Below are 26,770 nucleotides of genomic sequence, written 5' to 3'. Positions count from 1 at the left end.
GTGCGCCGCCGTGCGGCGAGGCGGTTCCGGGACGCCGGGGTCGGCGTCCTCAAGGGCGCGCTGAGGCGCGGCCCGTCGGCGGCTGAGCCCCCTCGGGGAAAAATTGAGGGGGTGATTCACCCGGTGATTCGCGTCCTGTACCATGATGCCGGCAATAGGAGCCCGGCCATGTCGATCCAGCGTCCCCTCGGTCCAATAGGTCATTGTTCCGCACGGCTGCGACGCGCGCTCGCGATCGAAGAGGAAGAAGCGCTCGGTCGCGCGGTGCGCGTCCGCAAGGATGTTCGTGATCAGGTCAAGGACCGGAAGGCCGGTGGCAATCGCTGGTCGCGGTCCCCCAACTTCGCAGTGCCCGGTGCTTTTCACGAACGTTTCGTCTCTGCGGGCGGCAAGGTCACCTTCCATTTCGAATTTCAGGCGATCAGCAAGACGAACGACGGCGGGTGCCGCATCACGACGCCGGAGGGAAGCAAGCGCTTGGCGGTCGGGGCGCCGGCGGCGCATGACGCCTATATCGATCGTCCGGAAGCGGTGGAGGTTACGATCTCGCCGGACGGCTTCGACCGCTATGCCGTACGGCCGTCCGCCACCGAGGCGATCGATGGCGACCGCGCTGTATTCTCAAATATTTCGCACGATCCCCAGGAACGGCAAGCCTATTGGCGCGCCGTGCATCGCCATGAACGCACGCCAGGCGCAGACCGGCTGACGCTGGTGCCTGAGAGAGCGTCGCGTGCGGCGTGGCGTGTACTGGCAGATGCACAGGACGTTCCCTGTGCCGTGCGTGACGTGGCAGCAAAATTCGCGAATGACAGAGGCAAGCGCAGGCCCCGTACGGTCCCGCTCGATGAGCTGGCGATCAACCGTGTTGCCGCACGCAAGCTGGCGAAGACGCTTGCCAGCATTCTCGGGACCACGAAAGGCAAGCTGCCGGTTCGGCTCTCGGAGGCGCGCGGTGGACGGTCGCAGTATCGGCTAACGGCAGAGTTTCCAGATGGCCTTGATGCCGCTGGTCGGCGGGCGGTGACCGAAGCGATGTGCGCAGAACTGGAAGAGATCGGCATGATGTACGTCGCGGCGATCCATGCGCCCGATCACCATAATGACCGCCGCAATCATCATCTGCACGTCGCCTGTCATGACCGACCGGCCAGGAGGATGGGGGACCGATGGGACTTCGAGATCGCCGAGCCGGTTGAGGGTCAGCATGAGCGGGTGCGTTATCCGTACGCGCAAAAGAAGATCGCGGAATGGTCGCGAGACAGCGATGGCGGAAATTACCGCGCCTATGGCACCGCTTCGATCGCCGACATGCGCCGCTTCTTCGCCGAGCGGTGCAACGAAGAACTCGACCGGTTGGGCGTTACCCGCCAGCTCCATCCGGGTGATCTCCGCTCGCTGGGTTGCGAGCGCCAGGCGCAGAAGCCGCTTGGCACCCGCGCGGCTCCACTCGACGCAGTCGGCGTGTTGACCAGCCGCGGCATCGAGAACGCCGAGATACTCTGGTCCGCGCTGCTACGCGAGGCGTGGATCGCAGCCGAGAAGCGGGCGAAAGCCCGGGCGGACCTTCGGCGTCGGCTGCTAGAGGCGGAGCGCCTCTGCGCGGAGGGATCGGTCATCGATCAGGCTCGGACGGCCTCCATCCGCGATCTGATCGCCCGGTTCGATGCGGCCAGCGTGGTCCTGCAACAGCACGATGCCGAATGCGCCGAGTATGACGTCACGCTCGCCATGGCGCGGGCTCGGCCGGACAAAACGATCGCCGTATGCCGCCGGATGCTGGAGGCTATCAAGGGCGGGACGGCGGACCGGGCGGAGCAGCAAGCGAAAGGAGCGATCGTCGCGCGCGCAGACCAGGCAGAGGCATTTCTCGCCGGCATCACTGCGATCGAGCGCGACCATGCCCCGGTCCTGACCGAGCATCGAACCGCCGTCGCGAAGGCACAGGCGGCGATCGACGAGATCACGTCAGCGGCGACGGCGCTGATAGACCGCCCGGAGCCTCGGCGCGCGTCCAAGCCCGCCCGCCTAGACGCGCGGTCGACGCTCGATGCCCTGTTCGACAGGATCATGAAAGACGACATCCCGGTCCTGCCGCCGGAGGGGCCCGTGACCGAGTATAGGGTTCCCGGCGTAACTCGGGCCGAATTCACCGCCCTGACCACACCCGCACTGGCAGAAATGGCGCAGAGGCGTCTCGCCGCTTTCGCCGACCTCCAGGCAAAACGGATGATCGCCGCAGCAACGGACGTGGCATCGGTGGGCCTCGACAGCCTGCAACGCGCCGCCGCAGGTGGTGACGCGAGTGCAGCGCGAACGCTGAAACATGTTCGCGCCTATGGCGAGCATCCCGTCTATCGGCGCGTCCTCGCCGAGAAGCGATCCGTCGAGCGAGTCTTCGCCGTCGGTACATCGGAAACTGGTCGTGGATGGCGCGATTGGGTCGGAGGGCTGCTGGGCCGGAGCCCGCCAATCCAATCGCGTCCGCCGATCGAGCCAGCGCAGCCGCATCCGATGCCGGAACCGGCGAAGGATGCGGTGCTGTCCCAGCGCGACGAGGCCGTGGCAGCGCTAGCCGCCGCGCTGTTCTCCGAACCCGCCCTGCGGGTCGTCGAAGGGGAGCATGGGCTCGTCATCGACGCTACCCACGCTCCCGACTGGCGGTTTGCCGCCAACGCCTTCGCCGACGAGCCTGCCGTCGCCCATGCGATGCGGCGGCGTCATGCGTCGCCGTGGCTTAACAACAGCGTCGTCGAGCGGAACCGCCTGCTGGCCGATCTGCGCGCTGCCCTGATGAGCGCCGCCCGGTCTCCACTCCGGAAGGTCGGGAAAGAGTGGGAGGTCGACCTCGCCGACGAACGGCTCGCCACCCTCGTCACCGCGTGGCGTGGGTACAGGCGCCTGGAGGACCTGCTCGCCGACGTCGATCGTCAGCGGCACGGATCCGGGACCGACCGATATGTCGTGGAGGAACCCACCCGCGCTGGTGTCGGCGATGACGTGGTCAGCCGCGCCGGCGATCTCGCCGTCAGCCATAGCGACATGCCGAGCGACGATTTCGCCACCGTCATCACCGACTGGCGGGGACGTGACCGTGGGCGCTAGATAGCGCTTCACGGTCGCCGCGCTGATGCCGAAATGGCTCGCGGTGGCGGACAGGCTCGCCGCGTTGGCCACGCGCCAGGCGGCGACGCTGGCGGGGTCCGCCTTGAGCGGCCGCCCCAGGCTGGTCTTGCCCCGGTGCGTACGACCGGTGGCTGCGAGCGACTGTTTCGCGACGTCCAGTCCGGCCCGGGTACGGGCGCGGATGGCCTCGCGCTCCATTTCCGCGATCTGCGCCAGCACCGCGAGGATCAGGAGCCCCGCGCCCGACGTGATCGAACCGAGCCCGCATACCACGACCTCGACGCCCTTGTCCATGAGCGCGCGGACCGTCGCCTGGATATCCAGGGCATCACGGCCCAGCCGGTCGATGGCGGACACGTGCAGCCTGTCGCCCTCACGGGCATATTCGAGCATCGCAGAGAAGCCCGGCCGGCTCCGGGCCAGGACCGAGCCGCTGACGCCCTGATCTTCGAACTCCTTGTCGAAGGGACGGCCCATCGGCCCAGTCAGTGCGCCGCGTTGCGCCGCGATCGTCTGGCCTCCGGTCGACACGCGGTAGTAGGCAATATCACTCATTCTTTTTTCATCCTGGGGTGAAAGGTACCCCAGCACTTCCAAACCTGGCTCAATTGCCTTCTTCCTACCTTCTGCACCAAAGCCGGCGCTGTTCGAAGTCCTGGTGCAAAAGCTCCAAGTTCTGAACAGCGTCGCACGGGCAGCAAGCCTCAGCGCCTTGGCAGCTGGATCATGGGCTGGCCCCGCATCTTGGCCCAGTATCTCGCCGTCTGCTCCTTAATCCGCATCTGGAACTGAAAGTTACCAACGCGCTCAACAGAGATACCGAACGCGCGTGCGGTTCGGGCGCGGCTGGCCTTGTTGTCGACGATCCAGCGGCAAACAGCCTCTCGAAGCGCGTCGTCGGCATACGCACGGGCTTGGCGGCGGTCTGCGTCGACCTGCTTTGCATTCAGTCTCATCTTTTCCTCCAAAGGATAGTTGCTCCTTTGAAGATCCCATCCTCACCGCAGGCAGAGCCTTCACTCCCCTCCTGTGGTTACCGCGACGCGTGCATCACAGAACGGAGGGGTCACCTTCTCTGGGTAAGGTGTAGAGGACCGGGTGGCAGCTGAATGGGCACGGCGGTCCTGCAACCAGGCTCGGGGGTGCCAGGCCGCGCGAACGAAATCGTGCACCAGCGCAAAGGGGTTTGCAGGGTTTCAGGGCTGACCTGTTGGATCATGCCGAACGGGCGTGACGCCCCCATCCGTCAGCGACGCGCATCGGACGCAGGTCGGATTAGAGAGGAGGTGGGGTGTAGTCGTTGGACCCGAGTCCTTCGCCTCCACCCCACCTCCCTCTATATCTGAAACGAATCTTTCGTTTTCCTTAACGCCATCGCCGTTTTGCGACGAACGGTGGCGGCCTATCATCGGCCGTTGATCGTCATATCCCCTTAAGCCCGTGCCCTTAGAACCGCGCATCAAAGGGAGAATGACAGATGACCGATGAAAGCTGGACGGTTCGGGCGCGCAAGGGAGACTATCGGGCGATCGATGCCGCGTCGCAGAACCGCCAGATGGACTATGCCGTGGATGGCCTGATGCCAGCGACCGGTGCGACCATATGGTTCGGAGCCGGATCGACCGGGAAGACGCAGCTACTGCTCTGGATGGCCGCCCATATGGCCGCGACCGGAGATGCCGCACCACGCCAGTGGCTCGGTGCTGACCTTGGCGTTCGCGGGAACATCCTCGTCCTGACCGCAGAAGATTTGCGGGAGCATCTTCTGCTGCGCATCGGCTCGATCGCACGCCGCCTGATGCGGGAGAACGGCGGTACCGAGGAGGATGCCGTCGCTCTATGCCAGCGCATCCACGTCATGGCGTTCCTGAGCATGACGCAAACCGAGTTCCCGGAGCCGAACGCGTGCCTTTTCCAGCACGGTCCTGGCGGCCGCTGGCAGCCAAGCCCCGTTCTGAACGGCATCGAGGCATTTCTCGACGAGTGGAACAAGCAAGTCGAAGAGGACGGACGGCCGGAGGATCGCATCGTGGGCGTCATCCTCGACTCTGCGGTATCGATGGCAGGCTTCGAGTTAGCCAACTCGGAGGCGGCCACGAACTTCCTCTTCCATCTGAACAGACTGTCGTACCGGCAGAAGATGTTCTGGGCGGTGATCGGTCATACGCCCAAGGATGCCGCTCGGAAGACCGAGGACGCCGCGATCGAACGACTTCGTGGATCAGCCATGTGGTCTACCACGCCACGCTCCGTGGTCGAAGTGCGGCTCGCCGGAGCGTCCGAAAACCTCGAGACAGTCCGCGCCGTTCATCCGGGTCTGACGGACCGCGATGTCGTCATCGTCGAGGTGGCCAAGGCGAACTCGCTCGGGGCGGATCTTCGACCTCGCGCGCTGCTGAGGCGCAAGGACGGCGCCTATGATCACATCACGGCCGACTTCCCCGGCATCTTCGGTACGGCGTTGCTCCAGCCACGTGGCAAGAAGGGCGTGCATACGGAGGAACTCCGGAAAGCAGTGCTCTCGCTTCTGGCATCGTTCGACGGCGGCAAACCCAACACGGTCATCGAACGGGATGCGCTTCGTGCCGCATTCAACACGACGAAGGCCTCCTGTGCGGTCCTGGCCACGATCACCGACGAGGTAGACGGCGAGAAGGCGAAAACGCCAGGCACTCTGGCCAGGGAGTTGGCGCTGATAAGCAAGGACGGCCTGATCGATACGCGCCGGGGCAAAATCCGGATCGTCAACCTCGGCTTCAACCCACCGGAGCCGATTGCAGAGGCTGCTGAATAGCACCGCTATACTGGCTCATCGGGTCGTCCGTATATGGCCTCTAAAGTTGCCGAAATGGCAATTACGGGCCATATATGGACAATGATGTATGCGCCGAGCGAGATCTCTGTTGAAATCGGGCAGAAGGTCCAGCGCCGCCGACTGGCGATGAACCTGACACAGGTCGATGCGGCAGCCCGCGCCGGGGTCTCCTATCGCACTTGGCGACGCCTGGAGACCGAGGGCAAGGCGTCGATCGACGACCTCGTCCGCGCGGCCGTGGCGCTACGGTGCGAGCAGGATCTGTTCACCCTCTTCCCAGAGCCGGTGGCCAGTTCGATGGATGCTCTGCTGGAGCAAAACCGGATGACCGAACGCACCGCGTCGAAGCGTCGCCGCCGTGCAGTGTCAAGGATCCCATCGTGAAGCTGAGGCCGGGGGCACCGTTGGGGCTCACTCTGGCGTTCGACGACTCCGCGCCCGCTGCGCCAGCTTGCCGGGTCGTGATGGCCGGTGGTGTCGCCCAGCTCGAATGGTCGCCCGACGTGATCCGCAGCGGCTTGCTCGTCGCCCCGCTGCTCTATCCTCCCGAGCCGGGCCTGCATGCTGCACGGAGCCGGTCGTTCGGCGGACTGCACGGCTTCCTGGCGGACAGCCTGCCCGACGCCTGGGGACGGCTGTTGCTGCGGCGTCGCCTCGCCAGGATCGACGTCCAGTTCGACACGCTGAACCCGGTCGATCAGCTGGCCATCATCGGCGCTGGCGGGCGTGGCGCGCTGGTCTATCAGCCAGCCGCCACACCCGACGACGAGATCGGGATGATCGATCTCGATGCCCTGGCCGAGGAATCGCGGCTGCTCCTCGCCGGGGACGAGGGCGCGCTGGTCGACACGCTGGCGGCGCTGGGCGGGGCATCGGGCGGCGCTCGCCCCAAGGTCCATGTCGGCTTCGCCCCCGACGGCGCGATCAGCGTCGGCGAGGCTGCGGACGGCCATGACGCCTGGATCGTCAAGTTCCGCGCGACCGGCGATCCCGTCGATATTGGCCCGGTCGAGGAAGCCTATGCGCGCATGGCCCGTGCGGCCGGTCTGACGATCGCGGAGTCTCGCGTCCTGCCCGAGCGCGACGGACCGGGCTATTTCGCGACACGCCGCTTCGACCGGCCGTCCCCCGGACGCCGGCTGCACATGGTATCGCTCGCCGGGGCGGCCGAAGCCCCGTCCGAGATGCCGAGCCTCGACTATGACGGGTTCCTGCGCGCGACCATGGCGATCACCCGCCATGCCGGCGACGTCGAGCAGGCCTTCCGCCGCATGGTCTTCAACGTCCTGTCGCACAACCGCGACGATCACACCCGGCAGCACAGCTATCTGATGGGCACCACCGGCGAGTGGCGCCTCGCCCCGGCCTATGACCTGACTTTCTCCGTCGGTCCGGGCGGCGAACATTATCTCGCGGTCGAAGGCGAAGGCCGCACGCCGACCCGCGCGCACGTCCTCGCGCTGGGCCGTCGCCATGGACTCTCGGATCGCGTCATCGCCCAGATCATCGACCGGACGCGCGGCGCGCTGGCCGAATGGCCCGTCATCGCCGCCGATGTCGGCGTCACCGTCTCGCAAAGGGAGATCGCGGATCGTCTGAAGGCCACCGACGACCGCTTCGAATGAGAAGAAGGCCCTGCACGTGGGGTAACCCACGCCAGGAAGGAAAAGACATGACGAGCATCGACGCGGACGCCGGCGGCACCGTCACGATGACCCCGGGGACCGGCTCGGTCCTCCCCCAGGATATGATCGACGCGGCAACCGCCGACGCCCTCCTGCAGCTCGACCGCAGGATCGTTCGCGCGATCCAGACGAACCGGGGCATCAACCTGAAGTCGGAGGATCTCGACCTCCTCACCTTGGTAGGCGCAGTAAAACTGATCGGAGAGGCGCGAAGCGAAATCCTGAAGGAAAAAGCGCAGTGCCGTCACCGGAAGACCTCTATCGCCGCGGCGAATTCTACCTCGACCGCGTCCGTGGCAAGGACTGCGAGGTCGTCAGCCCGAACCTCTACATCTGCTGGTACGACCCGGTCACCGGCCGGATGCAGCGGCGCAGCACGCGCACGGCTGATCTTCGCCTAGCGATTGAGATGCTGGATCGTCACTATCTGGCGTTCCACCAGCCTGCGGACGACGACAAGGCGTCCTATACGGTTCATCAGGCGATGACAGACTATTGGACGCTGCACGGCGCCGAGAAGGCCAGCGCTGACGCGATCCATGCCCGGCTGAAACTGGTAAACCGGTTCATCGACCATGAGATCGCGATCGGTGTACTGCGTGAACCTGTGCTGCCGACGGTGCTGGACGCCGAATGGCTCATGCGATTTCGAAAATGGGGGACCGAGATCGATCCCGTGACCCAGCGGCGGCGTGACCCGGAGACCGGCGAATGGACCGTGTCGACCCGCAAACGGGCGAAGTCGACGGTCGAGGAGAGCATCATCCAGCTGAAGGCAGCCTTGCGGTTCAACGTGAAGCGTATGGAGGCGGTGCCCGAACTGAAGCACCTGCCCCGCGCCGCCGTGACGCCGGAGCGCAACTTCCGCCTCTCGCTCGACCAGATCGCCGAGATGCTCGACTATACGGCGGAAGGAGACCCGGAGCGCAGCCCGGCGCATCCGCCACGACTGATGCCACTGCGCCGCTACCTGATCGGTGCGACCTGCACGCTCGCGCGGCCGGACGCGCTCTACGATATCTCGGTGCGGCCCGACCGGCAGCAATGGCACCGCGACGCCGGCGTGCTCGACCTCAACCCGGCGGGGCGGATCCAGACGCGCAAGAACCGACCGGCGCTCCCCGTCACATCGCTTCTGGCGAACTGGCTGGAGGCGACGGACGACCGGCTGGTCTGTCACGAGAGCGTGGCAGAGGAGGATGAGGACCGTTGGGTGGTTCAGCGGCCCGTGGCGGACGTCAAGAAGGCGTGGAGCGTCATGGCAAGGCGGTTCGGGGTGCCGGTTGGCTTTGGCCCCAAGCTGATGCGCCATAGCATGGCGACCCTGATCGCACAGCGCGGCGTCTCGCAGCAGGAGATCCCGCTGGCGCTCGGTCACGTGGTGCTGCCCCCGTCGACGCGACGCTACGTGATCTTCAGCCCGGCTTATCTCTCCGAAACCCGACAGGGGCTGGAGGACATTGCCTCCGAGCTGGCGCGGAAGATGGCGACGCCGCTTCACGCAAAACCCACGCAAGTCGGTCCCGATGGACGGCGGCGGCAGGTATGATGGCCAGTCGCTTTCACACCATCGCTACCGGTCCCAATCCGCTGGCACGGCCGCCCTAGCGCCTCCGAGGCCCCCGTGAGCCCGGATGTTCCACTCGGCATGACACGCAAAAGGCACGCAAAACCGTGACGCGCAACTCGGGGGTCTGAAAACCAAAAACCCCGCTAAGCCATTGGCCTAGCGGGGTTTTCGATGGTGGGCGTGGCAAGGATTGAACTTGCGACCCCTGCGATGTCAACACAGTGCTCTACCACTGAGCTACACGCCCGCCGGAGGCCGGCCAATTAGCCGGGTGGTGGGGGGCTGGCAAGCCCTAAATTGCACCATCGAGCGAATTGGCGTGAAAAAGTCTGTCCACCTCCATCACCAGGTCGCGCAGATGGAAGGGTTTGGACAGGACGCGGGCGTTGGGCATCGCCTCGCCGGCCTTCAGCGTCACCGCCGCAAAGCCGGTGATGAACATCACGCGCAGGTCGGGTACCAGCGCGGCGGCACGCTGGGCGAGTTCGATGCCGTCCATCTCGGGCATGACGATGTCGGTCAGCAGCAGATCGATCACCTCCGTCTCCAGCAGCGGCAGCGCGGCAGTGCCGCGATCCACCGCCGTGACACGGTAGCCCGAACGGGTCAGCGCCCGGGTCAGATATTCGCGCATGACCTCATCATCTTCGGCCAGCAGGATGTGAAGCATGTCGTGATCCCGATTCATCGTGCCTTCCATCTAGCGAGGCGGCGGTTAAGATTTCCAGACCATTGCCGCCCCCGTTTTCCCGCCATAGGATCGGCCGCGATGGCATCTCCCTTTCCCGGCGCGAGCTACGAATGCCTGGGCACCGACAGCCCCAACGGCCCGGTGGTGATTTCGGTGCCGCATGGCGGGCGCGACTATCCGCCGGCGTTGCTGGAGGCGCTGCGCGTGCCGCTGTCCGCCATCATGGGGCTGGAGGACCGGCTGATCGATCTGGTCGGCCATGCCGCGCGCAGCGACGAGCCGATGATCGTGCAGACCCGCCCGCGCGCCTGGATCGACCTGAACCGGGATGAGCGGGACCGCGATCCCCTCATCGATCTGGGCGCGCGAGCGAGCGGTCGGGGATCGAGCAAGGTGCGCAGCGGCCTCGGCCTCGTCCCGCGTCGGATCGGCGGGCATGGCGACATCTGGGCGCGGCGCTTCACCGATGCGGAGATGGTGGCGCGGATCGCCAGCGATCATCGCCCCTATCACGCCGCCCTGTCGGCCTGTCTGGCGGCGGTGCGTGCGCGGTTCGGGGTGGCGGTGCTGCTCGATCTTCATTCCATGCCGCCGCTGGGCGCGGCCGACAGCTATCCGCGTGTCGTGATCGGTGATCGGCATGGTGCGACGGCGGCGATGCGCTTCGTCCGCCGGGTCGATGCCACCGTCCGCACCGCCGGCATCGCGGTGACGCGCAATGCGCCCTATGCGGGGGGCCATGTCGTCGAGCGGCATGGCGACACGTGGCGTGGCATCCATGCCATCCAGCTGGAGCTCGACCGCTCGCTCTATCTCGACGCCGCGCTGGAGGCCCCCGGCCCCGGCTTCGACGCGACGGTCCTGCTGGTCCGCCGGATCATCGCCGCGCTGGCCGCCGAAGCGCTCGGCCAGCCCCTGCCGCTCGCCGCCGAATAAAAAACCACCTCGCGCAAGGGGGAGAGCGCGAGGTGGCCAAGGTTCAGGGAGGAGACACGCTGAAAGCGTGTCATACGACACCGCGAAAGGGGGGACACGATGTCGTACTGGTATAAATAGGAAGGGGCCTATTTGGTTCAACCCCAGGCCCGGCAATTCGTCATTTTTTCGTCACGGGTGGTGGGCAGGCGGAAGAACAATCTTCCCCGGCACGGGGAGGTGGCAGGCCGAAGGCCTGACGGAGGGGGGCCACCTCATGGCATGACCCTTGTCGCACGCCCCCTCCACCACCGCTGCGCGGTGGTCCCCCTCCCCGTGCCGGGGAGGATCAGCTTTTGCGAAGACTCATCCGCGCGAGCAGGCCGTCGCGTAGCAGATAGTGATGGCGCAGCGCCGCGGCGACATGGATGGCGACCAGCGCCAGCATCACCCAGCCCAGGATCTCGTGCGCCTCATGCCCCACGCCACCGGCGGCGCGGCCGATCGGGAGCGGCGGTACGTCGAACAGGCCGAACCAGCTGACGGGGCGCGGCACCGCGCGGCCCGATCCCATCGCCCAGCCGGTCATCGGCATCGCGATCATCAGCAGATACAGAGTCATGTGCAGCGCATGGGCGCTGCCGCGTGCCCAGGCGGGAATCTCGGCGGGCAGCGGCGGCGGACGATGGCCGAGCCGCCACAGGATACGGCCGGCGGTCAGCGCCAGCACGGTCAGCCCGATCGATTGGTGCAGCGGGATCGTGCCCGGCAACAGGCTCTCATGGAGCAGGCCGATCGCCAGATTAGCGACGACCAGGGCCGCGATCGTCCAGTGAAAGACGATCGCGACCCGGCTGTAGCGCGGACCGGCAAAGTCCCGCCCGCGCATCGGATCAGCCGACCGGCTGGAGCTGCGGCTGCGGCATCTTGCCCAGCTGCGCCTGGCGGGCGAAGATGTCGCGCATCAGCGACAGCGAGAAGAGGTGCGCATAGAGCAGCGGGAGCATGCCCGACTGGCTCATCTTGCGCAGCTGGTCGCCGCGCAGGTCGACCAGCTTCTCTTCATTGACCATCTGGAAGCCGCGATAGACGAAGGGCTGATCCGCGCCATCGGGCTGGATCGAGACTTCGCCGTCCATCAGCAGACCCATTTCGGTCAGCTCGGTCATGAAGTTCTGGGTGCGGGCACCCGCCTGTTCGAACGATTCGTTGAACGACAGGATGTTCTTGGTCAGCTCGCTGGGCTGGCCGTTCTCGAACAGCGCATCGCCCTCGTCGAACGCACCGATCGTCGGCGAGGTCGGGTCGAAGCACAGCGACAGCTCTTCCGCCTCGGGACGCAGGCGCGCCAGCATGTACGGATAGCGGCGGACATAGGCGGGGACGTAGAAGTTCGTCTCGGTCAGACGGCCTTCGTCGCTGACGAAGACGTTCACGCCTTCGTTCAGGCCCATCAGCGCCAGCGGGATCGGCTGTTCGCCGACCGAAAAGACGATCGGCATGAAACGCTGCACCAGCGGAAATTCATCGACGGTCACGGGGATCGCATGCTGGCCGACCAGGAAGGGCGCGGTGTCCTGCGGGCGGACCTTGTAATTGGCGTGGGCCTCGCTCGAAAGCGGCTCCAGGCCATTATAGAAAAGCGGAAGCGACGGCGCGCTGGCCATGATGATCTCCAAAAAACCTTATCCACGCGAGCCCCCCGGCCGCGTGTCGTGCCCCCGTGTCTATGGGGCCGGGGCGTCATGCGCAAGCGATGAGCTTGCCCGGATTGAACAGGCCGTGCGGATCGAGCGCCCGCTTGATCGCGCGGATCGCCGCGACCCGCTCCGGCGACAGTCGGGCCAGTTCGTCGCGCTTCATCTGCCCGATGCCATGTTCGGCCGAGATGGTGCCCCCCGCCGCCGTCACCAGATCATGGACGAAGCGGGTGATCGTCGCCGCCTGTTCCGCATAGAAGCGGTCGCGATCGGTGCCGGGTGCGGCGCGGACGTGGAAATGGATGTTGCCGTCGCCCAGATGGCCGAAGCCCGAGGCGTGGGTGCCGGGGAAGCGCGCGTCGCAGGCCGCCGCCGCCTCGACCATGAAGCGCGGCATGGCGTCGACCGGCACCGCGATGTCATGCTGCACCGCCGGCCCCAGCGCGCGCTCGGCATCGGACAAGGAATGACGGAGCAGCCAGAAGGCTTCGGCTTGCGCATCCGAGGCGGCGATCACCGCATCGGCGATCACGCCATCCGCCAGCGCGCGGCCGAGTTGCGCCTCCAGCATCGCGGACGGATCGACCGCCGGATCGCCGGTCACCGCCTCGATCAGGACATGCCAGGGATGCGCGCCCTCGAGCGGCGCGCGGGCACCGGGCAGATGCGCGACGGCGGCGGCGAGGCTTTCGGCGGGCAGGATCTCGAAGCTCTCGATCATGTCGCTCGCCGCCTGCAAACGGCGGAGCAGCGCCAGCCCGGCGGCGGGGTCGGACAGCCCGACCCAGGCCGTGGCATGGCCCGCGATCGCCGGCGCCAGCCGCAGCGCCGCCGCCGTCACCACGCCCAGCGTCCCCTCCGCCCCGATCAGCAACTGGCCCAGATCATAGCCGCGATTGTCCTTCTTCAGCGCCGACAGACCGTCATGCAGCGAGCCATCGGGCAGCACCGCCTCGATCCCCAGGGTCAGCCCGCGCATCGTGCCGAAGCGCAGCACCTGCGTACCCCCGGCATTGGTCGAGGCCAGACCGCCGACCGTCGCATTGCCCTTGGCCCCCAGGGTCAGCGGAAAGCGCCACCCCTGCGCCTCGGCCGCGTCGTGCAGGTCGCCGAGGATCACCCCCGCCTCGGCCACCGCGACGCCGCCCTCCGCATCGATCCGGCGAATGTGGTTCATCCGCCGGGTCGACAGGATCAGCGCGGCACCGTCCTGCGGCGGGGTCGCGCCGCCGACCATCGAACTGTTACCCCCCTGCGGCACCAGCGGCACGCGGTGCTCGCCCGCCGCGCGCAGCACCGCCTGCACCTGCGCGGTGTCGGCGGGCGCCAGTATGGCGGGGGCATGGCCATGGAAGCGCCGCCGCCAATCGATCTCCCATGGCGCGATCAGATCGGGATCGGTGACGATGCCGCGATCCCCCAGGACGGGGCGCAGCGCGGCGAGCAGGGCGGTCTGGGCAGCGTTCATGTCCTTCGCGCTAGATCAGGTTCATAAAGCGTTCAATCTCGGCGGCTATAATCCGCATCCACAGACATGGCTCGCCCCGGACCGAACCTTCTCCCCGCCGCCCTGACGATGTTGGCGACGCCGATCCTGCTGGGGTCGGGCGATCCGCCGTCGCAGGTCCAATATGCCCAGATCACGATCCGCGAACGGGTGATCCTGCGCGTGCCGCGCTCGCCGATGCCCGCCGTCACCGCCAGCCGGTGGAAAGAGCGCAAAGGCCCCCGCTGCATCGCCGCGCAGGCGCTGGCCGGCGCGCTGCCGGGCGAGGCGGGCAGCGTCGATATCGTCCTGTCCGGCGGCAAGCGGGTGCGCGCGAAGCTGGCGCGGGCCTGTCGCCAGATCGACTATTATTCCAGCTTCTATATCCGCCCCGGCGCCGACGGACAGATTTGCGCGGACCGCGATCCGATCCGCACGCGCGGCGGCGCGGTGTGCGAAATCGAGAAGTTCCGCGCGCTTTCCCCACGCTGACATCCGGTCCATATTCGGTTCGGATGCGCCACCCCGGATTTGGGGCAAAACTTGACTTTTCCTGCCAAATCCGCAAGCGCCCGTAGAGTGCTGGGCGAGCGCGGGGCGATTCCCACTCCACGCCATATTCCGGAAAACTGCATGAGCTTTGCCGATCTCGGCCTCTCCGACGAACTCCTGAAGACGGTCACCGACGCCGGTTATACCGAGCCGACCCCGATTCAGGCCTCCGCCATCCCCTCCGTGCTGATGATGCGCGACATCATCGGCATCGCGCAGACGGGGACGGGCAAGACCGCCTCCTTCGTCCTGCCGATGATCGACATCCTGGCCCATGGCCGCAGCCGCGCGCGCATGCCGCGCAGTCTGATCCTGGAGCCGACGCGCGAACTCGCCGCCCAGGTGGCCGAGAATTTCGAGAAATACGGCGCCAACCACAAGCTCTCGATGGCGCTCCTCATCGGCGGCGTGTCGATGGGCGACCAGGTCAAGGCGCTGGAAAAGGGCGTCGACGTGCTGATCGCGACACCGGGCCGGTTGATGGACCTGTTCCAGCGCGGCAATATCCTGCTGACCGGCTGTTCGATGCTGGTCATCGACGAGGCGGACCGGATGCTCGACATGGGGTTCATCCCCGATATCGAGGAAATCTGCACCAAGCTGCCCAAGCAGCGCCAGACGCTGCTGTTTTCCGCGACGATGCCGCCGCCGATCAAGAAGCTGGCCGACAAGTTCCTGGAAAACCCCAAGACGATCGAGGTTGCGCGTCCCGCCTCGACCAATATCAACATCGCCCAGTTCGTCGTGCCGGTCGCGGCCCAGTCGTTCGAGAAGCGCAAGCGCCTGCGTCAGCTCCTCAAGCAGGACGAGGTTCGCACCGCGATCATCTTCTGCAACCGCAAGACGACGGTGCGCGAGCTGAACAAGTCGCTCAAGCAGCACGGCTTCCGCTCGGGCGAGATCCACGGCGACATGGAACAGCCGCAGCGTCTGGCCGAGCTGGACCTGTTCAAGCGCGGCGAGATCAACATCCTGGTCGCCTCCGACGTGGCTGCGCGCGGACTGGACATCAAGGGCGTCAGCCATGTGTTCAACTTCGACGCGCCCTGGCATCCGGACGATTATGTCCACCGCATCGGCCGCACCGGCCGCGGCGGTGCGACCGGCGTCGCCTATACCTTCGTCGCGCCCGATGACGCCGAAAATCTCGACAATATCGAGAAGCTGACCGGCCAGAAGATCGACCGGCTCGAACTGCCCGCCGTCGTCGAGGAGGAGCGCCCCGGCCGCCGTCGTCGTGAACGCGCGCCGCGCGAGGAGACGGTCGAAATGGCCGCGCCGGCCGACGCGGAGGTGGAGGCACAGCCCGCGCGTGCGCCGCGCCCGCGCCGGGACGAGCCGCGTTTCGAGGCACCGCGCGACGAACCGCGTGGTGGCGATCGCCGTCGCGACCGTCGCCGTCCGAACGCCGGCGAGGCACCGGACGATGGCGGCTGGAACGGCCCGATCCCGGACTTCCTCAAGGTCACGCTGACCGTCTGAGGCCCATGTCGCTCGACATCATCAGCTTCGTCGAACCCCAGTCGCCGAGCATCGCCAGTCCGTGCGTCAATGTCTGCACCATGGACAAGGCGACGGGCTGGTGCCTGGGCTGCGCCAGGACGATCCGCGAAATCTCCAACTGGAGCGCCAAGCCCGCCGAGGAACGCCGTACGATCCTGGCCGCGCTGCCCGCGCGCAAGGCCGAACTGGCGTCGCGCAAGGGTTGAGGGCTTAACCTCCGCTTCCCATACCCGACCCCCCGTTCCGCCTGAGCGTAGTCGAAGGCCAAGGGAAGCCATAGCCGCCGGGCACCCAGCCATCGACGAGAGCGCGCCCCTCCCCTTCAGGGGAGGGGCTAAATTCGATCGGAACCGCTCAGGCCGAACGGAGGTCGGGAGCTCTCACCGCCCCAGGAACCGCCCCGGCCGCCGTTCGGTGACGGCGCGTACCCCTTCCGCGAAATCCTCGGTCCGCATCAGCACCGCCTGCTCGGCCAGCTCATGATCGGTCGCCGCCGCAACCAGCGCGTGCAGGTCGCCGCGCAGGGTCGCACGCGTCGACGCGACCGCCAGCGGCGCGGCCGCCGCGATCTCCTGTGCCAGCGCCATCGCGGTGTCGTAAAGCGACTCGGCCGGAACCAACTGGTCGACCAGGCCCCAGCGCTCGGCCTCCTCGCCGCGTATCCGTCGCCCGGTCAGCAGCATCATCGCCGCGCGCTGCCGCCCGATCACGCGCTCGAGCACCGCCGAGATACCGAAACCGGGATGCAGCCCGAGCTGGACGAAATTGGCCACGAAGCGCGCCTCGGGCGTGGCGATGCGGAAGTCGGCGACCAGCGCCAGCCCCAAGCCGGCCCCGACCGCCGCCCCCTGCACCGCCGCGACCACCGGCGTCCGTACGCCATAGAGTCGCGCCGCCGCGACATAGAAAGGACTGCGCGTCCCCGGTGGCAGGGGATCGGCCACGGGATTGGCGTTGACCAGATCGGCGCCGGCACAAAAGACCCGACCTTCGGATCGAAGCAGGATGGCCCGCACCCGGGAATCGGAATCCGCCGAATCGAATGCATCGGCGAGTTCCGAAATGGTTCCCAGCCCCAGATGATTATTTGGCGGATTCCGTAGCGTAATGACGGAAACATAGCCGTCGCGATCCAATTTCACCGTCATATCGGCCTCTTTGCCGACATTTGCCATTCGACGCCAGCACCATACCCGTTGCTCGAAAGACACAGTGTTCGAGCATCCCGCTGTGCTGCGCCAACAGATGCTTGAGCCGACGCCATCACAGCGCGTAGATGAGCGCCATGTCAGAATGACCGGCCGACCACAGGCTGGCATCGGCATCAGGAGCCGGCGGGCTCCGTGCCCGGAGAGGATGCCGGGCGGCCCGGAGGCGGGCCGCCCCTTCCCCCCCTCGCCGACCCGCCCTTCGCGTCGATGCGTGAAGCCCATCCGGGATGGCACCTGAACACGGGACCGGCGCCGATAACCGCTTGGGGCCGCCGGCATATGGGGAACAATGATGAAGACGATGATGACGGCTGCGCTGCGCGCAACGCTGGCCACCTCCACGATTCTGGGCGCCGCGACGCTGATGGTTGCGCCCGCCGCCGCGCAGACGACGACCGCGCAGGTGCGAGGGCAAGTGCGCACGGCCGATGGCGGCCCCGCCACCGGCGCGCAGATCGCCGCGGTCAACACCGGCACCAACCAGACCTTCCGCCAGACCGCCGACGCGCAGGGCAGCTATGTGCTGGGCGGCCTGCGCCCCGGCCAGTATCGCATCACCGCGACGGCGACCTCGGGCGAGACCGTGACCCAGGTCGTGGTCGTCGCGATCGGCCAGTCGGCGACGCTCGACCTGACGATCGGCACCGCGACGCAAGCGGGCGGCGCGGACACGGCCGACATCGCCGCCGGCGGCAGCAGCAATGTCGAGGGCGGCGAGATCGTCGTCACCGGCGGTCGCCTGGTCGAGACGAAGACCAGTGAAATCGCGACCAACATCTCGCAGGAGCAGATCCGCACCCTGCCGCAGACCGACCGCAACTTCCTGAGCTTCGCCGCGCTTGCGCCGGGCGTCCGCTACAATGACAGCGAAACCGACAAGAGCTTCTCCTCGGGCGCCTCGCCCGCCGGCCAGGTCAACGTCTTCATCGACGGCGTCAGCTACAAGAACAACGTGCTCGACAGCGGCGTCGCGGGCCAAGAGGATAGCCGCGGCAATCCCTTCGGCCAGCTGGCGGTCGGCGAGTTCCGCGTCCTGACCCAGAATTACAAGGCCGAGTATGAACAGGCCGGCGCCGCGATCATCACCGCGACGACCAAGTCGGGCACCAACGAATTCCATGGCGAGGCGTTCGCGCAATATACCGACCGCAACCTGTCCTCGACCGACTATTTCGTGAAGCAGGCCGGGCTGCCCAAGCCCGCCTTCGAGCGCAAGCAATATGGCATCTCGCTGGGCGGTCCGATCATCAAGGACAAGCTGTTCTTCTTCGCCGCCTATGAAGGCAACGACCAGAACCGCGCGTTCAACGTCCGTCTTCAGAACCGCACGCCCGAAAACGTCGCGCGCTTCGGTCAGTATGAGGGCGCGTTCGTCAGCCCGTTCCGCGGCGACTTTTATTTCGGCAAGCTGACCTTCGTCCCCGACGATCGCCAGACCTTCGACCTGATCGTCAGCAAGCGCGTCGAAACCGACATCACCGGCTTTGGCGGTGCGTCGACCAACGCCTATTCCAACGCGCTGAACAAGAAAAACAACGTCGACACCTATATCTATCGCTGGACCTATCGCGGCGACAGCTTCATCAACGAGTTCAACGCCAGCTATCTGAACTATACCTACAACCCGACCTCGCTCGATCCGAACAGCAGCACGTTCAACTATCAGGGCGTGATCCGCTTCGGCGGCAAGGAAAGCACGCAGCGGATCAACCAGTCCAGCTATACGCTGCGCAATGACCTGACCTGGACCGGGATCGACAACCACGTCATCAAGGGCGGCATCCGCTTCGCTTTCCAGGACTATACGTTCCTGAAGAACTTCTTTGTTCAGCCCTTCTACGACTTCCGCAACGATCCGACCAACGGGCTGGACTTCTCCTTCCCCGCGACCGCGCAGATCGGCATCGGCAATCCACGCATCGCCGCGTCCAACTCGCAGCTCGGCCTGTATCTGCAGGACGACTGGGACGTGACCGACAAGCTGCAGGTCAATGTCGGCCTGCGCTGGGATTATGAGAGCAATCTGTTCAACAACAATTATCGCACGCCGGACGCCGCCGCCGCGCTGCTGCGCCAGTTGCCGCAGACCTCCTATTTCAACTCGGCCGATTACATCACCGACGGCACCAACCGCCCGCCCTTCCTGGGCGCGTTCCAGCCGCGCGCCGGCTTCTCCTATGACTTCAAGGGGGATCAGAGCACGGTGCTGTTCGGCGGCTATGGCCGCTATTACGATCGCAACGTGTTCAACAACACGCTGGATGAGCAATTCCGCCTGCAATATGCCTATGGCTCGCTGTTCTTCTCGCGCGATGGCCGCCCGCGTGCCGATGGCACGCCGACCGTGGTGTGGAACGACCGCTATCTGACGCGCGACGGCCTGCTCTCGCTGATCGCCAATGCGCAGACCGGCCAGCCCGAGCTGTTCGCGGTCAAGAACAACGCCCGTCCGCCCGTCACCGACCAGTTCACGCTGGGCGTGCGTCAGCGGGTCGGCATCTTCCAGGCGAGCCTGAGCGGCAGCTATGTCGCGGGGCGCAACGGCTACACGCATCTGTTCGCCACCCGCAACGCCGATGGCACCTGCTGCAATGTCGGGGTGGGCAGCCCGACGCGCAACGCGGGCTTCTCCAACGTGCTGATCGGCTATGACGGGCTGAAGACGCGCTACAAGGCGCTCTTCTTCACCCTCGACAAGACCTATACGCAAAGCTCGGGCTGGGGCTTCAACCTGGCCTATACGCTGTCGAAGGGCGAGCAGAACGGCAACGACCTGTTCAGCCTGCAATATGCGACGCCCGAGGCCTATGGCTATCGCCCGCGCCCGGGTGACGAGCGGCACCGGCTGGTCCTCTCGGGCATCGTCGACCTGCCGCTGGGCTTCAAATTCTCGACCATCACCACGCTGGGCAGCGGCAGCGCCTATCAGGTGACCGACGAGACGCTGGGCAGCACGCCCAGCCAGGTGCAGGTCTATACCGTCTATCCGCCCAAGAATTGCATCAAGGGCATCGCCGCCTTCTGCGAGGTCAACATGACCCTCCAGAACGACATCGAGATATTCTCGGGCCACAAGCTCAACGTCGCGGTCGACCTGCTCAATGCGTTCAACAGCAAGAATTTCGGTGGCTTCGACGATTTCACCAACGCCACCGATCCGTTGACGCAGTTGCCGCGCGAGCTGATCACCCTGCCCCGCCGGGTGCAGTTCCGGGTCGGCTATCGCTTCTGACGATCGGCCGGGCCGGGGGAGCGATCCCCCGGCCCGGCGAGGCTCTGATTACGAAGGACGGACCATGTACGATCGCCGCCGCTTGCTGGGTCTGGGCGGCCTGAGCCTGGCCGCGTTGATGACGGGCTGCACGGACCGGCAGGGGCGCGTCGCACCGCCGCGTATCATCCCCGCCGCCCAGCCCGACCTGATCCGCGATTTGCAGGAGCGGACCTTCCGCTTCTTCTGGGAGACGACCGACGCCCAGACCGGCCTCGCCCCCGATCGCTGGCCCACACCCTCCTTCGCCTCGATCGCGGCGGTGGGTTTCGCACTGACCGCCTATCCGGTCGGCGTGGTCAATGGCTGGATCACCCGCGAGGAGGCGCGCGCCCGCACGCTGACCACGCTGCAATTCTTCGCCGACGCGCCGCAGGGGCCGGGTGAGACGGGGTTCAGCGGCTATAAGGGCTTCTTCTACCATTTCCTCGGCGTGACCAAGGGACTGCGCTTCGCCCGGTGCGAGCTGTCGACGGTCGACACCGCGCTATTGCTGGGTGGCATCCTCTTCGCGCAGAGCTGGTATGACGCCGACCATCCCGATGAGGCGCGCATCCGGGCGCTCGCCGACCAGATTTACGGCGCGGTCGACTGGACCTGGATCACCCCGCGCGCGCCGCTCCTCTCGATGGGCTGGCATCCCGAGAGCGGATTCATCAAGTCCGACTGGGACATATATAACGAGGGGATGCTGCTCTATCTGCTGGCGCTCGGCTCCCCGACCCATCCGCTGCCCGAGGGGACCTGGGCCGCCTGGTCGAGCCGGTTCGAGAGCAGCTGGACCGATCGCTGGGGCGAGCCGCATCTGCACTTCTCGCCGCTGTTCGGCCATCAGTACAGCCATGTCTGGGTCGACTTCAAAGGCATCCGCGACCCCTATATCGCGTCCAAGGGCATCGACTATTTCGAGAACAGCCGCCGCGCCGCCTATGCGCAGCAGCGTTACGCCATCGCCAATGCCGGACGCTGGCGGGGTTATGGCGCGGATGTCTGGGGGCTGACCGCCTGTGACGGGCCGGGCGATTTCGGCCTGACGATCGACGGGGTGCGCCGGCAATTCTACAGCTATTCCGCGCGCGGCCCCGGCGACCGCGACGACGGTACGCTGGCCCCGACCGCGGCGGCGGGATCGATCGCCTTCGCCCCCGACATCGCCATCCCCGCGGTGCGCGCGATGCACGACCGCTATGGCTCGGCCATCTATGGCAAATACGGCTTTCTCGATGCGTTCAACCCGACGCTGACCGCCCCGCCCGAGCCGCTGAAGCATGGCGAGATCGTCCCGGGCATTGGCTGGGTCGACAAGGATTATCTGGGGATCGACCAGGGCCCGATCGTCACGATGATCGAGAATCACCGCACCGGCCTGATCTGGAAGACGATGCGGCGGAACCCGCATCTCCGGCGCGGATTGCTAAGGGCAGGATTCACCGGCGGCTGGCTGAACGGATAGCGGCCGCCCCCTTTTGGGAAGGCGGCCATGACCGATACCATCCTGATCACCGGCGCATCGGCCGGATTGGGCGCGGACTTCGCGCGGGCGCTGGCAAAGAAGCCGGTAACGCTGGTGCTGACCGCCCGGCGGACCGACAGGCTGGCGGCACTGGCGCAGGAGCTGGGCCAGCGCCCGGGGGTGGAAGTGCATGTCGTCTCCGCCGACCTGGGGCAGGCGGAAGGGGTGAAGGCGCTCCTCGACGGTATCGCGGATCGCGGGCTGCATATCGACACGCTGATCAACAATGCCGGTTACGGCGCGCTGGGGTCGTTCGCCGAGGGCGATCTGGCGACGCAGCTGGGGATGATCGACCTCAATACCCGTGCGCTCGTTGCGCTGACCCATGCGCTGCTGCCGCCGATGCTGGCGCGCGGACGTGGGCGGGTGCTGAACGTCGCCTCGACCGCCGCCTTTCAGCCGGGGCCGTATATGGCGGTCTATTATGCCAGCAAGGCGTTCGTGCTGCACTTCTCCGAGGCGCTGCACGAAGAGGTGAAGGAACGTGGCGTGACCGTCACCGCGCTATGCCCGGGGCCGACCAACACCGAATTCGCCGATGTCGCCGGGATGGCGCAGACGCCACTGTTCGAGCGCTTCGCCGGTACGTCCGAGCAGGTGGTGCGCGACGGGCTGGAGGCGCTGGAGCGCGGCCAGGCGGTGATGGTGTCGGGGCTGCTCAACCGGCTGACCGCCGCGAGTACGCGCGTCGCCCCGCGCGGGGTGTTGCGGCGGGCTGTCGCGAAATTGCAGAGCGGGCGGCGGTAGATTGGTTCGCGCGGAGACGCGGAGGCGCGGAGCTGCCTGGACGTGCCGCACTGTGCCGAATCGCCATCCATCTTATTCCTCCCCTGTAAGGGGAGGGGGACCATCCGAAGGATGGTGGAGGGGTGTCAGCCCATCGAGAGCGGGACACCCCTCCGTCAGGCCTACGGCCTGCCACCTCCCCTTCCAGGGGAGGAAAATATTGATCTGACCTATAGTCCGGGCGAGCAAATCGCGCTGCTCGGGTGGAGGCAGCCTGCGGCTAGGCCGATCCCCCCGCGTCTCCGCGCGAGTTAATCAGGCCGCAACCGGCGTCCGGCTCGCCCGCACGCTGTCGAAAGCATAGAGTGCGCACCCGGCCCAGATCAGCGCGAAGGTCACGATATGGACCGGCTTCAGCGGCTCGCCGAACAGCAGCACGGCCTGCGCGAATTGCAGCGTCGGGGCGAGATATTGCAGCAGCCCCAGCGTTGAATAGCGCATCCGCCGCGCCGCCGCCGCGAACATCAGCAGCGGTGCCGCCGTCACCGCCCCGGCCAGGATCAGCAGCATGTCGAGATGCCGGTCGACGCCGAACGCCGCCGTACCATTCCCGCTCGCCTGAAGCAGCACCGCCAGCGCGGGCGCGGCGAGCAACAGCGTCTCGACCGTCAGGCCGCCCAGCGCGTCGATCGCCGCGATCTTGCGGACCAGACCATAGAAACCGAAGGACAGCGCCAGTGCCAGCGAAATCCAGATCGCCCCGCCCCCGCTGATTGCCAATATCGCCACGCCGAGGGCGGCGATGCCGACCGCGATCGCTTGCCCTTTGCGGATTCGCTCGCCCAGCAGCGCGACGCCGAGCGCGACATTGATCAGCGGATTGATGAAATAGCCGAGGCTCGCCTCCAGCACATGGTTGTTCTGCACCGACCAGATATAGACCATCCAGTTGACCGCGATCAGCGCCGCACTGGCGCAGAGCAGCAACAGCGTTCGCCCTCGCGCCGCCGCCATGATCGCCTTGCCACGCTTGAGGACCAGCACGATGGCCGCCAGCAGGATGAGCGACCATAGAATGCGATGCGCCAGCACCTGAAGCGCGGGCACGCCCTTCAACAGCTTGAGATAGAGCGGCAATATGCCCCAGCTGACATAGGCCCCGATGCCGAGCAAAAGGCCGGTGCGAGCAGGTTGAGCGGTCGTCATGCCGCCCCCTGTTCACGCTTGGCGCGCGGAAGGCAAGGCTGGGGTCAGCCGGCGACCATGCCCTCCACCTCGACCATGCCGCCATGATTGACGACCCGGCCCGACACCATGCCGGTGATCCGCACCCGCGCGCCGGGTTCGACGATGACGTCCCCTGCGATCATGCCCCTGATCGTCGCATCGACACCGGACGCCACGATGACGTCCCCGCCGACCATCCCGCGCACCGTTCCGTCCGACGTCACTTCGACCGATCCCGCCGTCATTCCGCGCATGGCATCCTCCTGTCTCCGAAGACAGGACGCCGGGGGCGGGATTTGGTTCAAGGCCTGAACGTGGCCTTCGACGTCGCTCAGGCTGAACGGAGGTCGCGAAACAACACCAACAGCCGTTCACGCTGAGCGAAGTCGAAGCGCACGCCCCGCCCCCGCCCCCGCCCAGCGCGCAACCTCAATCCGCGAACAGCATCACCGGCGTTTCCAGCAACCGCTTCAACGCCTGGACATAGCTCGCCGCATCATAGCCATCGACCACCCGGTGATCGCAGCTGATCGACAGGTTCATCAGCTTGGCCCGCGCGATCGTCTCGCCGCCGCGCCCGTCGGAGCGGAAGACGGGGCGCTCGACGATGCGGTTGGGGCCGATGATCGCCACCTCGGGCCGGTTGATGACCGGCGTCGTCGCGATGCCGCCGAGCGGCCCGAGCGAGGTCAGGGTGATCGTACCGCCGCCCATGTCGGTGCTGGCGATGCTGCCCGCGCGCGCCGCTTCCGCCAAACGGCCGATCTCGGTCGCCAGCTGCCAGACATTGCGGCTCTCGGCATGGCGGATGACAGGGACCATCAACCCCGCCGGGGTCTGCGTCGCCATGCCCATATGCACCGCGCCCGAACGGTTCACCACGCCCGCCTCGTCATCATAGCGCGCGTTGAGCATCGGGAAGTCGGGCAGCGTCTTGCAGATCGCGACGATGAGGAGCGGCAGCATGGTCAGCTTGGGCCGGTTGCCCCGCCCCGCGTTCAGCTGCGCGCGCGTTTCCTCCAGCGCGGTGACGTCGATTTCCTCGACATAGGTGAAGTGCGGGATGGCGCGCTTGGAGGCGGCCATATTCTCCGCAATGCGGCGGCGCATGCCGATGACGCGCACGGCCTCATCAGCGCGAGGGGCGCGGGCGGGGGTGTAGCCCTGGCCCGAACCATAACGCAGGAACGCGTCGAGGTCCGAATGGCGCACCCGATCGCCCTCGGCAGGCTTCACGCTGCCCAGATCGATGCCCAGATCCTGCGCCCGCGCCCGGACGGCCGGCGAGGCCAGCACCTTCTTCTGCTCCCTCTCCCCTTGTGGGAGAGGGTCGGGGTGAGGGGTGGCCACGGGGGCTTCGGCTTGCGGCACCGCCCCCTCACCCCGCCCCTCTCCCACAAGGGGAGAGGGAGATTGCGCTTCTTCGACGCCGGGGTTTTCGGCCTCCAACACCGCCTCTTCCGTCGCGGGCGACGCAGGCTCCTCGGCTGCATCGGTCTCGATCACCATCAGCGCCGATCCGATCGGCACCTGATCGCCGACCTCGCCCGCCAGCTCGACGACGGTGCCCGACACAGGCGATTCCATCTCGACCGTCGCCTTGTCGGTCATCATGTCGGCGACCGACTGATCCTCCTCGACCCGGTCGCCGAGTTGCACGTGCCACGCGACGATCTCGGCCTCGGAGATGCCTTCGCCGATATCGGGCAGGCGGAAGGTGAAACGAGCCATGTCAGGCGTCCTTCAACAGGGTCTTGAGCGCCTGGCCGATGCGGACCGGGCCGGGGAAATAGGCCCATTCCAGGCTGTGCGGATAGGGCGTGTCGAAGCCGGTCACGCGCGCGATCGGCGCTTCGAGATGATAGAAGCAGCGTTCCTGGACCAGCGCGGACAGCTCCGCGCCAAAGCCTGCGGTCCGCGTCGCCTCGTGCACGATCATGCAACGCCCGGTCTTCTTGACCGATGCCTCGATCGCCTCGATGTCGAGCGGGATCAGGGTGCGCAGGTCGAGGATCTCGGCATCGACCCCCATCTCGGCGACCACCGCGGCGCAGACATGGACCATCGTGCCGTAGCACAGGATCGTCACCGCTTCCCCTGCTCGCACCGTCGCCGCCTTGCCCAGCGGGATGCGGTAATAGCCGGTCGGCACCTCGCCGCCGGGATGCTTCGACCAGTTCTCGGCCGGGCGATCCCAATGGCCGTTGAACGGGCCATTATAGATGCGCTTGGGCTCGAAGAAGAGGACGGGGTCATTGTCCTCGATGGCGGCGATCAGCAGGCCCTTGGCGTCGTAGGGCGTTGCGGGGATCACCGTCTTGATGCCCGAGACATGGGTGAAGATACCCTCGGGGCTCTGGCTGTGCGTCTGGCCGCCGAAGATGCCGCCGCCAAAGGGCGAACGCACCGTGATCGGCGCGGTGAACTCGCCCGCCGAGCGATAGCGCAGCCGTGCCGCCTCGCTGACCAACTGGTCGAGCGCGGGGTAGATATAGTCGGCGAACTGAATCTCGGGCACCGGGCGCAGGCCATAGGCGCCCATGCCGACCGCGACGCCGATGATGCCACATTCCGTGATCGGCGTGTCGAACACGCGGGTCTTGCCGTATTTCTTCTGCAAGCCGGCGGTCGCGCGGAAGACGCCGCCGAAATAGCCGACATCCTCGCCCATCACGACCACGTCCGGGTCGCGCGCCATGACCACGTCCATGGCGGAGTTGATCGCCTGGATCATGTTCATGCGGGTGGTTTCGCCCGCCTGTTCGACAGTCTCAGTCAT

22 protein-coding genes, 1 tRNA gene and 1 pseudogene are annotated in these 26,770 nt (G+C 66.5%); 12 read left to right on the top strand and 12 right to left on the bottom strand.

All coding sequences use genetic code 11. From position 1 onward, the window contains the following. Nucleotides 1-168: 168 nt before the first annotated feature. Nucleotides 169-3,105, top strand: coding sequence for a MobA/MobL family protein (locus GGR48_RS18095; RefSeq protein WP_240456093.1), 2,937 nt, complete (start codon nucleotides 169-171; stop codon nucleotides 3,103-3,105). Between the two features lie 222 nt (nucleotides 3,106-3,327). On the opposite strand, the pseudogene GGR48_RS18090 reads toward GGR48_RS18095, so the two are convergent. Together GGR48_RS18090 and GGR48_RS07610 are read right to left on the bottom strand one after the other, a co-directional pair. After that, nucleotides 3,328-3,681, bottom strand: a pseudogene (locus tag GGR48_RS18090) (recombinase family protein); the annotation flags it as partial. 149 nt (nucleotides 3,682-3,830) lie between these two features. Then, nucleotides 3,831-4,082: a hypothetical protein gene (locus GGR48_RS07610; protein WP_183951311.1), complete on the bottom strand. Its 252-nt coding sequence runs from the start codon at nucleotides 4,080-4,082 to the stop codon at nucleotides 3,831-3,833. A 521-nt stretch (nucleotides 4,083-4,603) separates the two neighbouring features. Between GGR48_RS07610 and GGR48_RS07605 the strand changes: the two genes are divergently transcribed. The 4 genes from GGR48_RS07605 (at nucleotide 4,604) to GGR48_RS07590 (ending at nucleotide 9,175) form a co-directional block, all read left to right on the top strand. Continuing rightward, complete coding sequence (locus tag GGR48_RS07605) at nucleotides 4,604-5,920, top strand: AAA family ATPase (RefSeq protein ID WP_183951310.1); 1,317 nt, start codon at nucleotides 4,604-4,606, stop codon at nucleotides 5,918-5,920. An 81-nt stretch (nucleotides 5,921-6,001) separates the two neighbouring features. Then, nucleotides 6,002-6,325: a helix-turn-helix domain-containing protein gene (locus GGR48_RS07600; protein ID WP_183951309.1), complete on the top strand. Its 324-nt coding sequence runs from the start codon at nucleotides 6,002-6,004 to the stop codon at nucleotides 6,323-6,325. Continuing rightward, nucleotides 6,322-7,566 (top strand): HipA domain-containing protein, encoded by a 1,245-nt coding sequence (locus GGR48_RS07595; protein ID WP_183951308.1) that lies wholly within the window; start codon nucleotides 6,322-6,324, stop codon nucleotides 7,564-7,566. The genes GGR48_RS07600 and GGR48_RS07595 overlap by 4 nt, the downstream gene beginning before the upstream one ends. Before the next feature lie 298 nt (nucleotides 7,567-7,864). Further along, nucleotides 7,865-9,175: a site-specific integrase gene (locus GGR48_RS07590; protein WP_240456094.1), complete on the top strand. Its 1,311-nt coding sequence runs from the start codon at nucleotides 7,865-7,867 to the stop codon at nucleotides 9,173-9,175. Nucleotides 9,176-9,368: 193 nt separating this feature from the next. Here the strand turns inward: GGR48_RS07590 and GGR48_RS07585 are convergent. Continuing rightward, nucleotides 9,369-9,443 (bottom strand) — tRNA-Val (locus GGR48_RS07585). Between the two features lie 45 nt (nucleotides 9,444-9,488). Next, on the bottom strand, nucleotides 9,489-9,866 hold the full coding sequence (gene cpdR / locus GGR48_RS07580) for a cell cycle two-component system response regulator CpdR (RefSeq protein ID WP_183951356.1): 378 nt from the start codon (nucleotides 9,864-9,866) through the stop codon (nucleotides 9,489-9,491). Nucleotides 9,867-9,965: 99 nt separating this feature from the next. On the opposite strand from cpdR, the gene GGR48_RS07575 reads away from it, so the two are divergent. Next, nucleotides 9,966-10,823 carry an N-formylglutamate amidohydrolase gene (locus GGR48_RS07575; RefSeq protein ID WP_183951307.1) on the top strand — a complete coding sequence of 286 codons (858 nt, stop codon included), beginning with the start codon at nucleotides 9,966-9,968 and terminating at the stop codon, nucleotides 10,821-10,823. A gap of 328 nt (nucleotides 10,824-11,151) precedes the next feature. Here the strand turns inward: GGR48_RS07575 and GGR48_RS07570 are convergent, their stop codons facing one another. The 3 genes from GGR48_RS07570 to GGR48_RS07560 form a co-directional block, all read right to left on the bottom strand. Beyond that, nucleotides 11,152-11,691, bottom strand: coding sequence for a cytochrome b (locus tag GGR48_RS07570; RefSeq protein WP_183951306.1), 540 nt, complete (start codon nucleotides 11,689-11,691; stop codon nucleotides 11,152-11,154). A gap of 4 nt (nucleotides 11,692-11,695) precedes the next feature. Continuing rightward, a complete protein-coding gene (locus GGR48_RS07565) occupies nucleotides 11,696-12,469 on the bottom strand; it encodes a SapC family protein (protein WP_183951305.1) in 774 nt (257 codons plus the stop codon). A gap of 76 nt (nucleotides 12,470-12,545) precedes the next feature. Beyond that, nucleotides 12,546-13,970, bottom strand: coding sequence for an FAD-binding oxidoreductase (locus GGR48_RS07560; protein ID WP_183951304.1), 1,425 nt, complete (start codon nucleotides 13,968-13,970; stop codon nucleotides 12,546-12,548). Between the two features lie 66 nt (nucleotides 13,971-14,036). Here GGR48_RS07560 and GGR48_RS07555 point away from each other — a divergent pair, with 66 nt between their 5' ends. The 3 genes from GGR48_RS07555 (at nucleotide 14,037) to GGR48_RS07545 (ending at nucleotide 16,249) form a co-directional block, all read left to right on the top strand. Continuing rightward, entirely contained in the window at nucleotides 14,037-14,480 is a 444-nt protein-coding gene (locus GGR48_RS07555) for a hypothetical protein (protein WP_183951303.1), read from the top strand. Nucleotides 14,481-14,621: 141 nt separating this feature from the next. Continuing rightward, nucleotides 14,622-16,022, top strand: a complete 1,401-nt coding sequence (locus GGR48_RS07550) for a DEAD/DEAH box helicase (RefSeq protein WP_183951302.1) — start codon at nucleotides 14,622-14,624, stop codon at nucleotides 16,020-16,022. Between the two features lie 5 nt (nucleotides 16,023-16,027). Continuing rightward, entirely contained in the window at nucleotides 16,028-16,249 is a 222-nt protein-coding gene (locus tag GGR48_RS07545) for a DUF1289 domain-containing protein (protein WP_183951301.1), read from the top strand. 174 nt (nucleotides 16,250-16,423) lie between these two features. Here GGR48_RS07545 and GGR48_RS07540 read toward each other — a convergent pair whose 3' ends face one another. Beyond that, nucleotides 16,424-17,191 carry an enoyl-CoA hydratase/isomerase family protein gene (locus GGR48_RS07540; protein WP_183951300.1) on the bottom strand — a complete coding sequence of 256 codons (768 nt, stop codon included), beginning with the start codon at nucleotides 17,189-17,191 and terminating at the stop codon, nucleotides 16,424-16,426. A gap of 355 nt (nucleotides 17,192-17,546) precedes the next feature. Here GGR48_RS07540 and GGR48_RS07535 point away from each other — a divergent pair, with 355 nt between their 5' ends. The 3 genes from GGR48_RS07535 to GGR48_RS07525 all read left to right on the top strand — a co-directional run bounded on the left by GGR48_RS07535 (nucleotide 17,547) and on the right by GGR48_RS07525 (nucleotide 22,785). After that, nucleotides 17,547-20,486 carry a TonB-dependent receptor gene (locus GGR48_RS07535; protein ID WP_240456095.1) on the top strand — a complete coding sequence of 980 codons (2,940 nt, stop codon included), beginning with the start codon at nucleotides 17,547-17,549 and terminating at the stop codon, nucleotides 20,484-20,486. 64 nt (nucleotides 20,487-20,550) lie between these two features. Beyond that, on the top strand, nucleotides 20,551-21,978 hold the full coding sequence (locus GGR48_RS07530; protein ID WP_183951298.1) for a glucoamylase family protein: 1,428 nt from the start codon (nucleotides 20,551-20,553) through the stop codon (nucleotides 21,976-21,978). A 27-nt stretch (nucleotides 21,979-22,005) separates the two neighbouring features. Further along, complete coding sequence (locus GGR48_RS07525; protein WP_183951297.1) at nucleotides 22,006-22,785, top strand: SDR family NAD(P)-dependent oxidoreductase; 780 nt, start codon at nucleotides 22,006-22,008, stop codon at nucleotides 22,783-22,785. A gap of 294 nt (nucleotides 22,786-23,079) precedes the next feature. Here GGR48_RS07525 and rarD read toward each other — a convergent pair whose 3' ends face one another. The 4 genes from rarD to GGR48_RS07505 form a co-directional block, all read right to left on the bottom strand. After that, nucleotides 23,080-23,970, bottom strand: coding sequence for an EamA family transporter RarD (gene rarD, locus GGR48_RS07520; RefSeq protein ID WP_183951296.1), 891 nt, complete (start codon nucleotides 23,968-23,970; stop codon nucleotides 23,080-23,082). A 44-nt stretch (nucleotides 23,971-24,014) separates the two neighbouring features. Then, nucleotides 24,015-24,245: a hypothetical protein gene (locus GGR48_RS07515; protein WP_240456096.1), complete on the bottom strand. Its 231-nt coding sequence runs from the start codon at nucleotides 24,243-24,245 to the stop codon at nucleotides 24,015-24,017. A gap of 175 nt (nucleotides 24,246-24,420) precedes the next feature. Next, nucleotides 24,421-25,722, bottom strand: a complete 1,302-nt coding sequence (locus GGR48_RS07510; RefSeq protein ID WP_183951295.1) for a dihydrolipoamide acetyltransferase family protein — start codon at nucleotides 25,720-25,722, stop codon at nucleotides 24,421-24,423. Nucleotide 25,723: 1 nt separating this feature from the next. After that, nucleotides 25,724-26,731, bottom strand: a complete 1,008-nt coding sequence (locus tag GGR48_RS07505; RefSeq protein ID WP_007404760.1) for an alpha-ketoacid dehydrogenase subunit beta — start codon at nucleotides 26,729-26,731, stop codon at nucleotides 25,724-25,726. Nucleotides 26,732-26,770: the final 39 nt, after the last annotated feature.

The sequence above is a fragment of the Sphingomonas pseudosanguinis genome (genome assembly GCF_014196255.1).
GTDB classification, from domain to species: Bacteria; Pseudomonadota; Alphaproteobacteria; order Sphingomonadales; family Sphingomonadaceae; genus Sphingomonas; species Sphingomonas pseudosanguinis.
The sequence above is the reverse complement of the archived record's forward strand: the minus strand, read 5'-3'. Positions and strand labels throughout refer to the sequence as shown.

Excerpts from the sequence above, each read along its gene's own strand:
- GGR48_RS18095 (WP_240456093.1), top strand. The coding sequence starts at position 169 with ATGTCGATCCAGCGTCCCCTCGGTCCAATAGGTCATTGTTCCGCACGG.
- GGR48_RS07610 (WP_183951311.1), bottom strand. The coding sequence starts at position 4,082 with ATGAGACTGAATGCAAAGCAGGTCGACGCAGACCGCCGCCAAGCCCGT.
- GGR48_RS07605 (WP_183951310.1), top strand. The coding sequence starts at position 4,604 with ATGACCGATGAAAGCTGGACGGTTCGGGCGCGCAAGGGAGACTATCGG.
- GGR48_RS07600 (WP_183951309.1), top strand. The coding sequence starts at position 6,002 with ATGATGTATGCGCCGAGCGAGATCTCTGTTGAAATCGGGCAGAAGGTC.
- cpdR (WP_183951356.1), bottom strand. The coding sequence starts at position 9,866 with ATGCTTCACATCCTGCTGGCCGAAGATGATGAGGTCATGCGCGAATAT.
- GGR48_RS07575 (WP_183951307.1), top strand. The coding sequence starts at position 9,966 with ATGGCATCTCCCTTTCCCGGCGCGAGCTACGAATGCCTGGGCACCGAC.
- GGR48_RS07570 (WP_183951306.1), bottom strand. The coding sequence starts at position 11,691 with ATGCGCGGGCGGGACTTTGCCGGTCCGCGCTACAGCCGGGTCGCGATC.
- GGR48_RS07565 (WP_183951305.1), bottom strand. The coding sequence starts at position 12,469 with ATGGCCAGCGCGCCGTCGCTTCCGCTTTTCTATAATGGCCTGGAGCCG.
- GGR48_RS07560 (WP_183951304.1), bottom strand. The coding sequence starts at position 13,970 with ATGAACGCTGCCCAGACCGCCCTGCTCGCCGCGCTGCGCCCCGTCCTG.
- GGR48_RS07555 (WP_183951303.1), top strand. The coding sequence starts at position 14,037 with ATGGCTCGCCCCGGACCGAACCTTCTCCCCGCCGCCCTGACGATGTTG.
- GGR48_RS07550 (WP_183951302.1), top strand. The coding sequence starts at position 14,622 with ATGAGCTTTGCCGATCTCGGCCTCTCCGACGAACTCCTGAAGACGGTC.
- GGR48_RS07545 (WP_183951301.1), top strand. The coding sequence starts at position 16,028 with ATGTCGCTCGACATCATCAGCTTCGTCGAACCCCAGTCGCCGAGCATC.
- GGR48_RS07540 (WP_183951300.1), bottom strand. The coding sequence starts at position 17,191 with ATGACGGTGAAATTGGATCGCGACGGCTATGTTTCCGTCATTACGCTA.
- GGR48_RS07535 (WP_240456095.1), top strand. The coding sequence starts at position 17,547 with ATGAAGACGATGATGACGGCTGCGCTGCGCGCAACGCTGGCCACCTCC.
- GGR48_RS07530 (WP_183951298.1), top strand. The coding sequence starts at position 20,551 with ATGTACGATCGCCGCCGCTTGCTGGGTCTGGGCGGCCTGAGCCTGGCC.
- GGR48_RS07525 (WP_183951297.1), top strand. The coding sequence starts at position 22,006 with ATGACCGATACCATCCTGATCACCGGCGCATCGGCCGGATTGGGCGCG.
- rarD (WP_183951296.1), bottom strand. The coding sequence starts at position 23,970 with ATGACGACCGCTCAACCTGCTCGCACCGGCCTTTTGCTCGGCATCGGG.
- GGR48_RS07515 (WP_240456096.1), bottom strand. The coding sequence starts at position 24,245 with ATGCGCGGAATGACGGCGGGATCGGTCGAAGTGACGTCGGACGGAACG.
- GGR48_RS07510 (WP_183951295.1), bottom strand. The coding sequence starts at position 25,722 with ATGGCTCGTTTCACCTTCCGCCTGCCCGATATCGGCGAAGGCATCTCC.
- GGR48_RS07505 (WP_007404760.1), bottom strand. The coding sequence starts at position 26,731 with ATGAACATGATCCAGGCGATCAACTCCGCCATGGACGTGGTCATGGCG.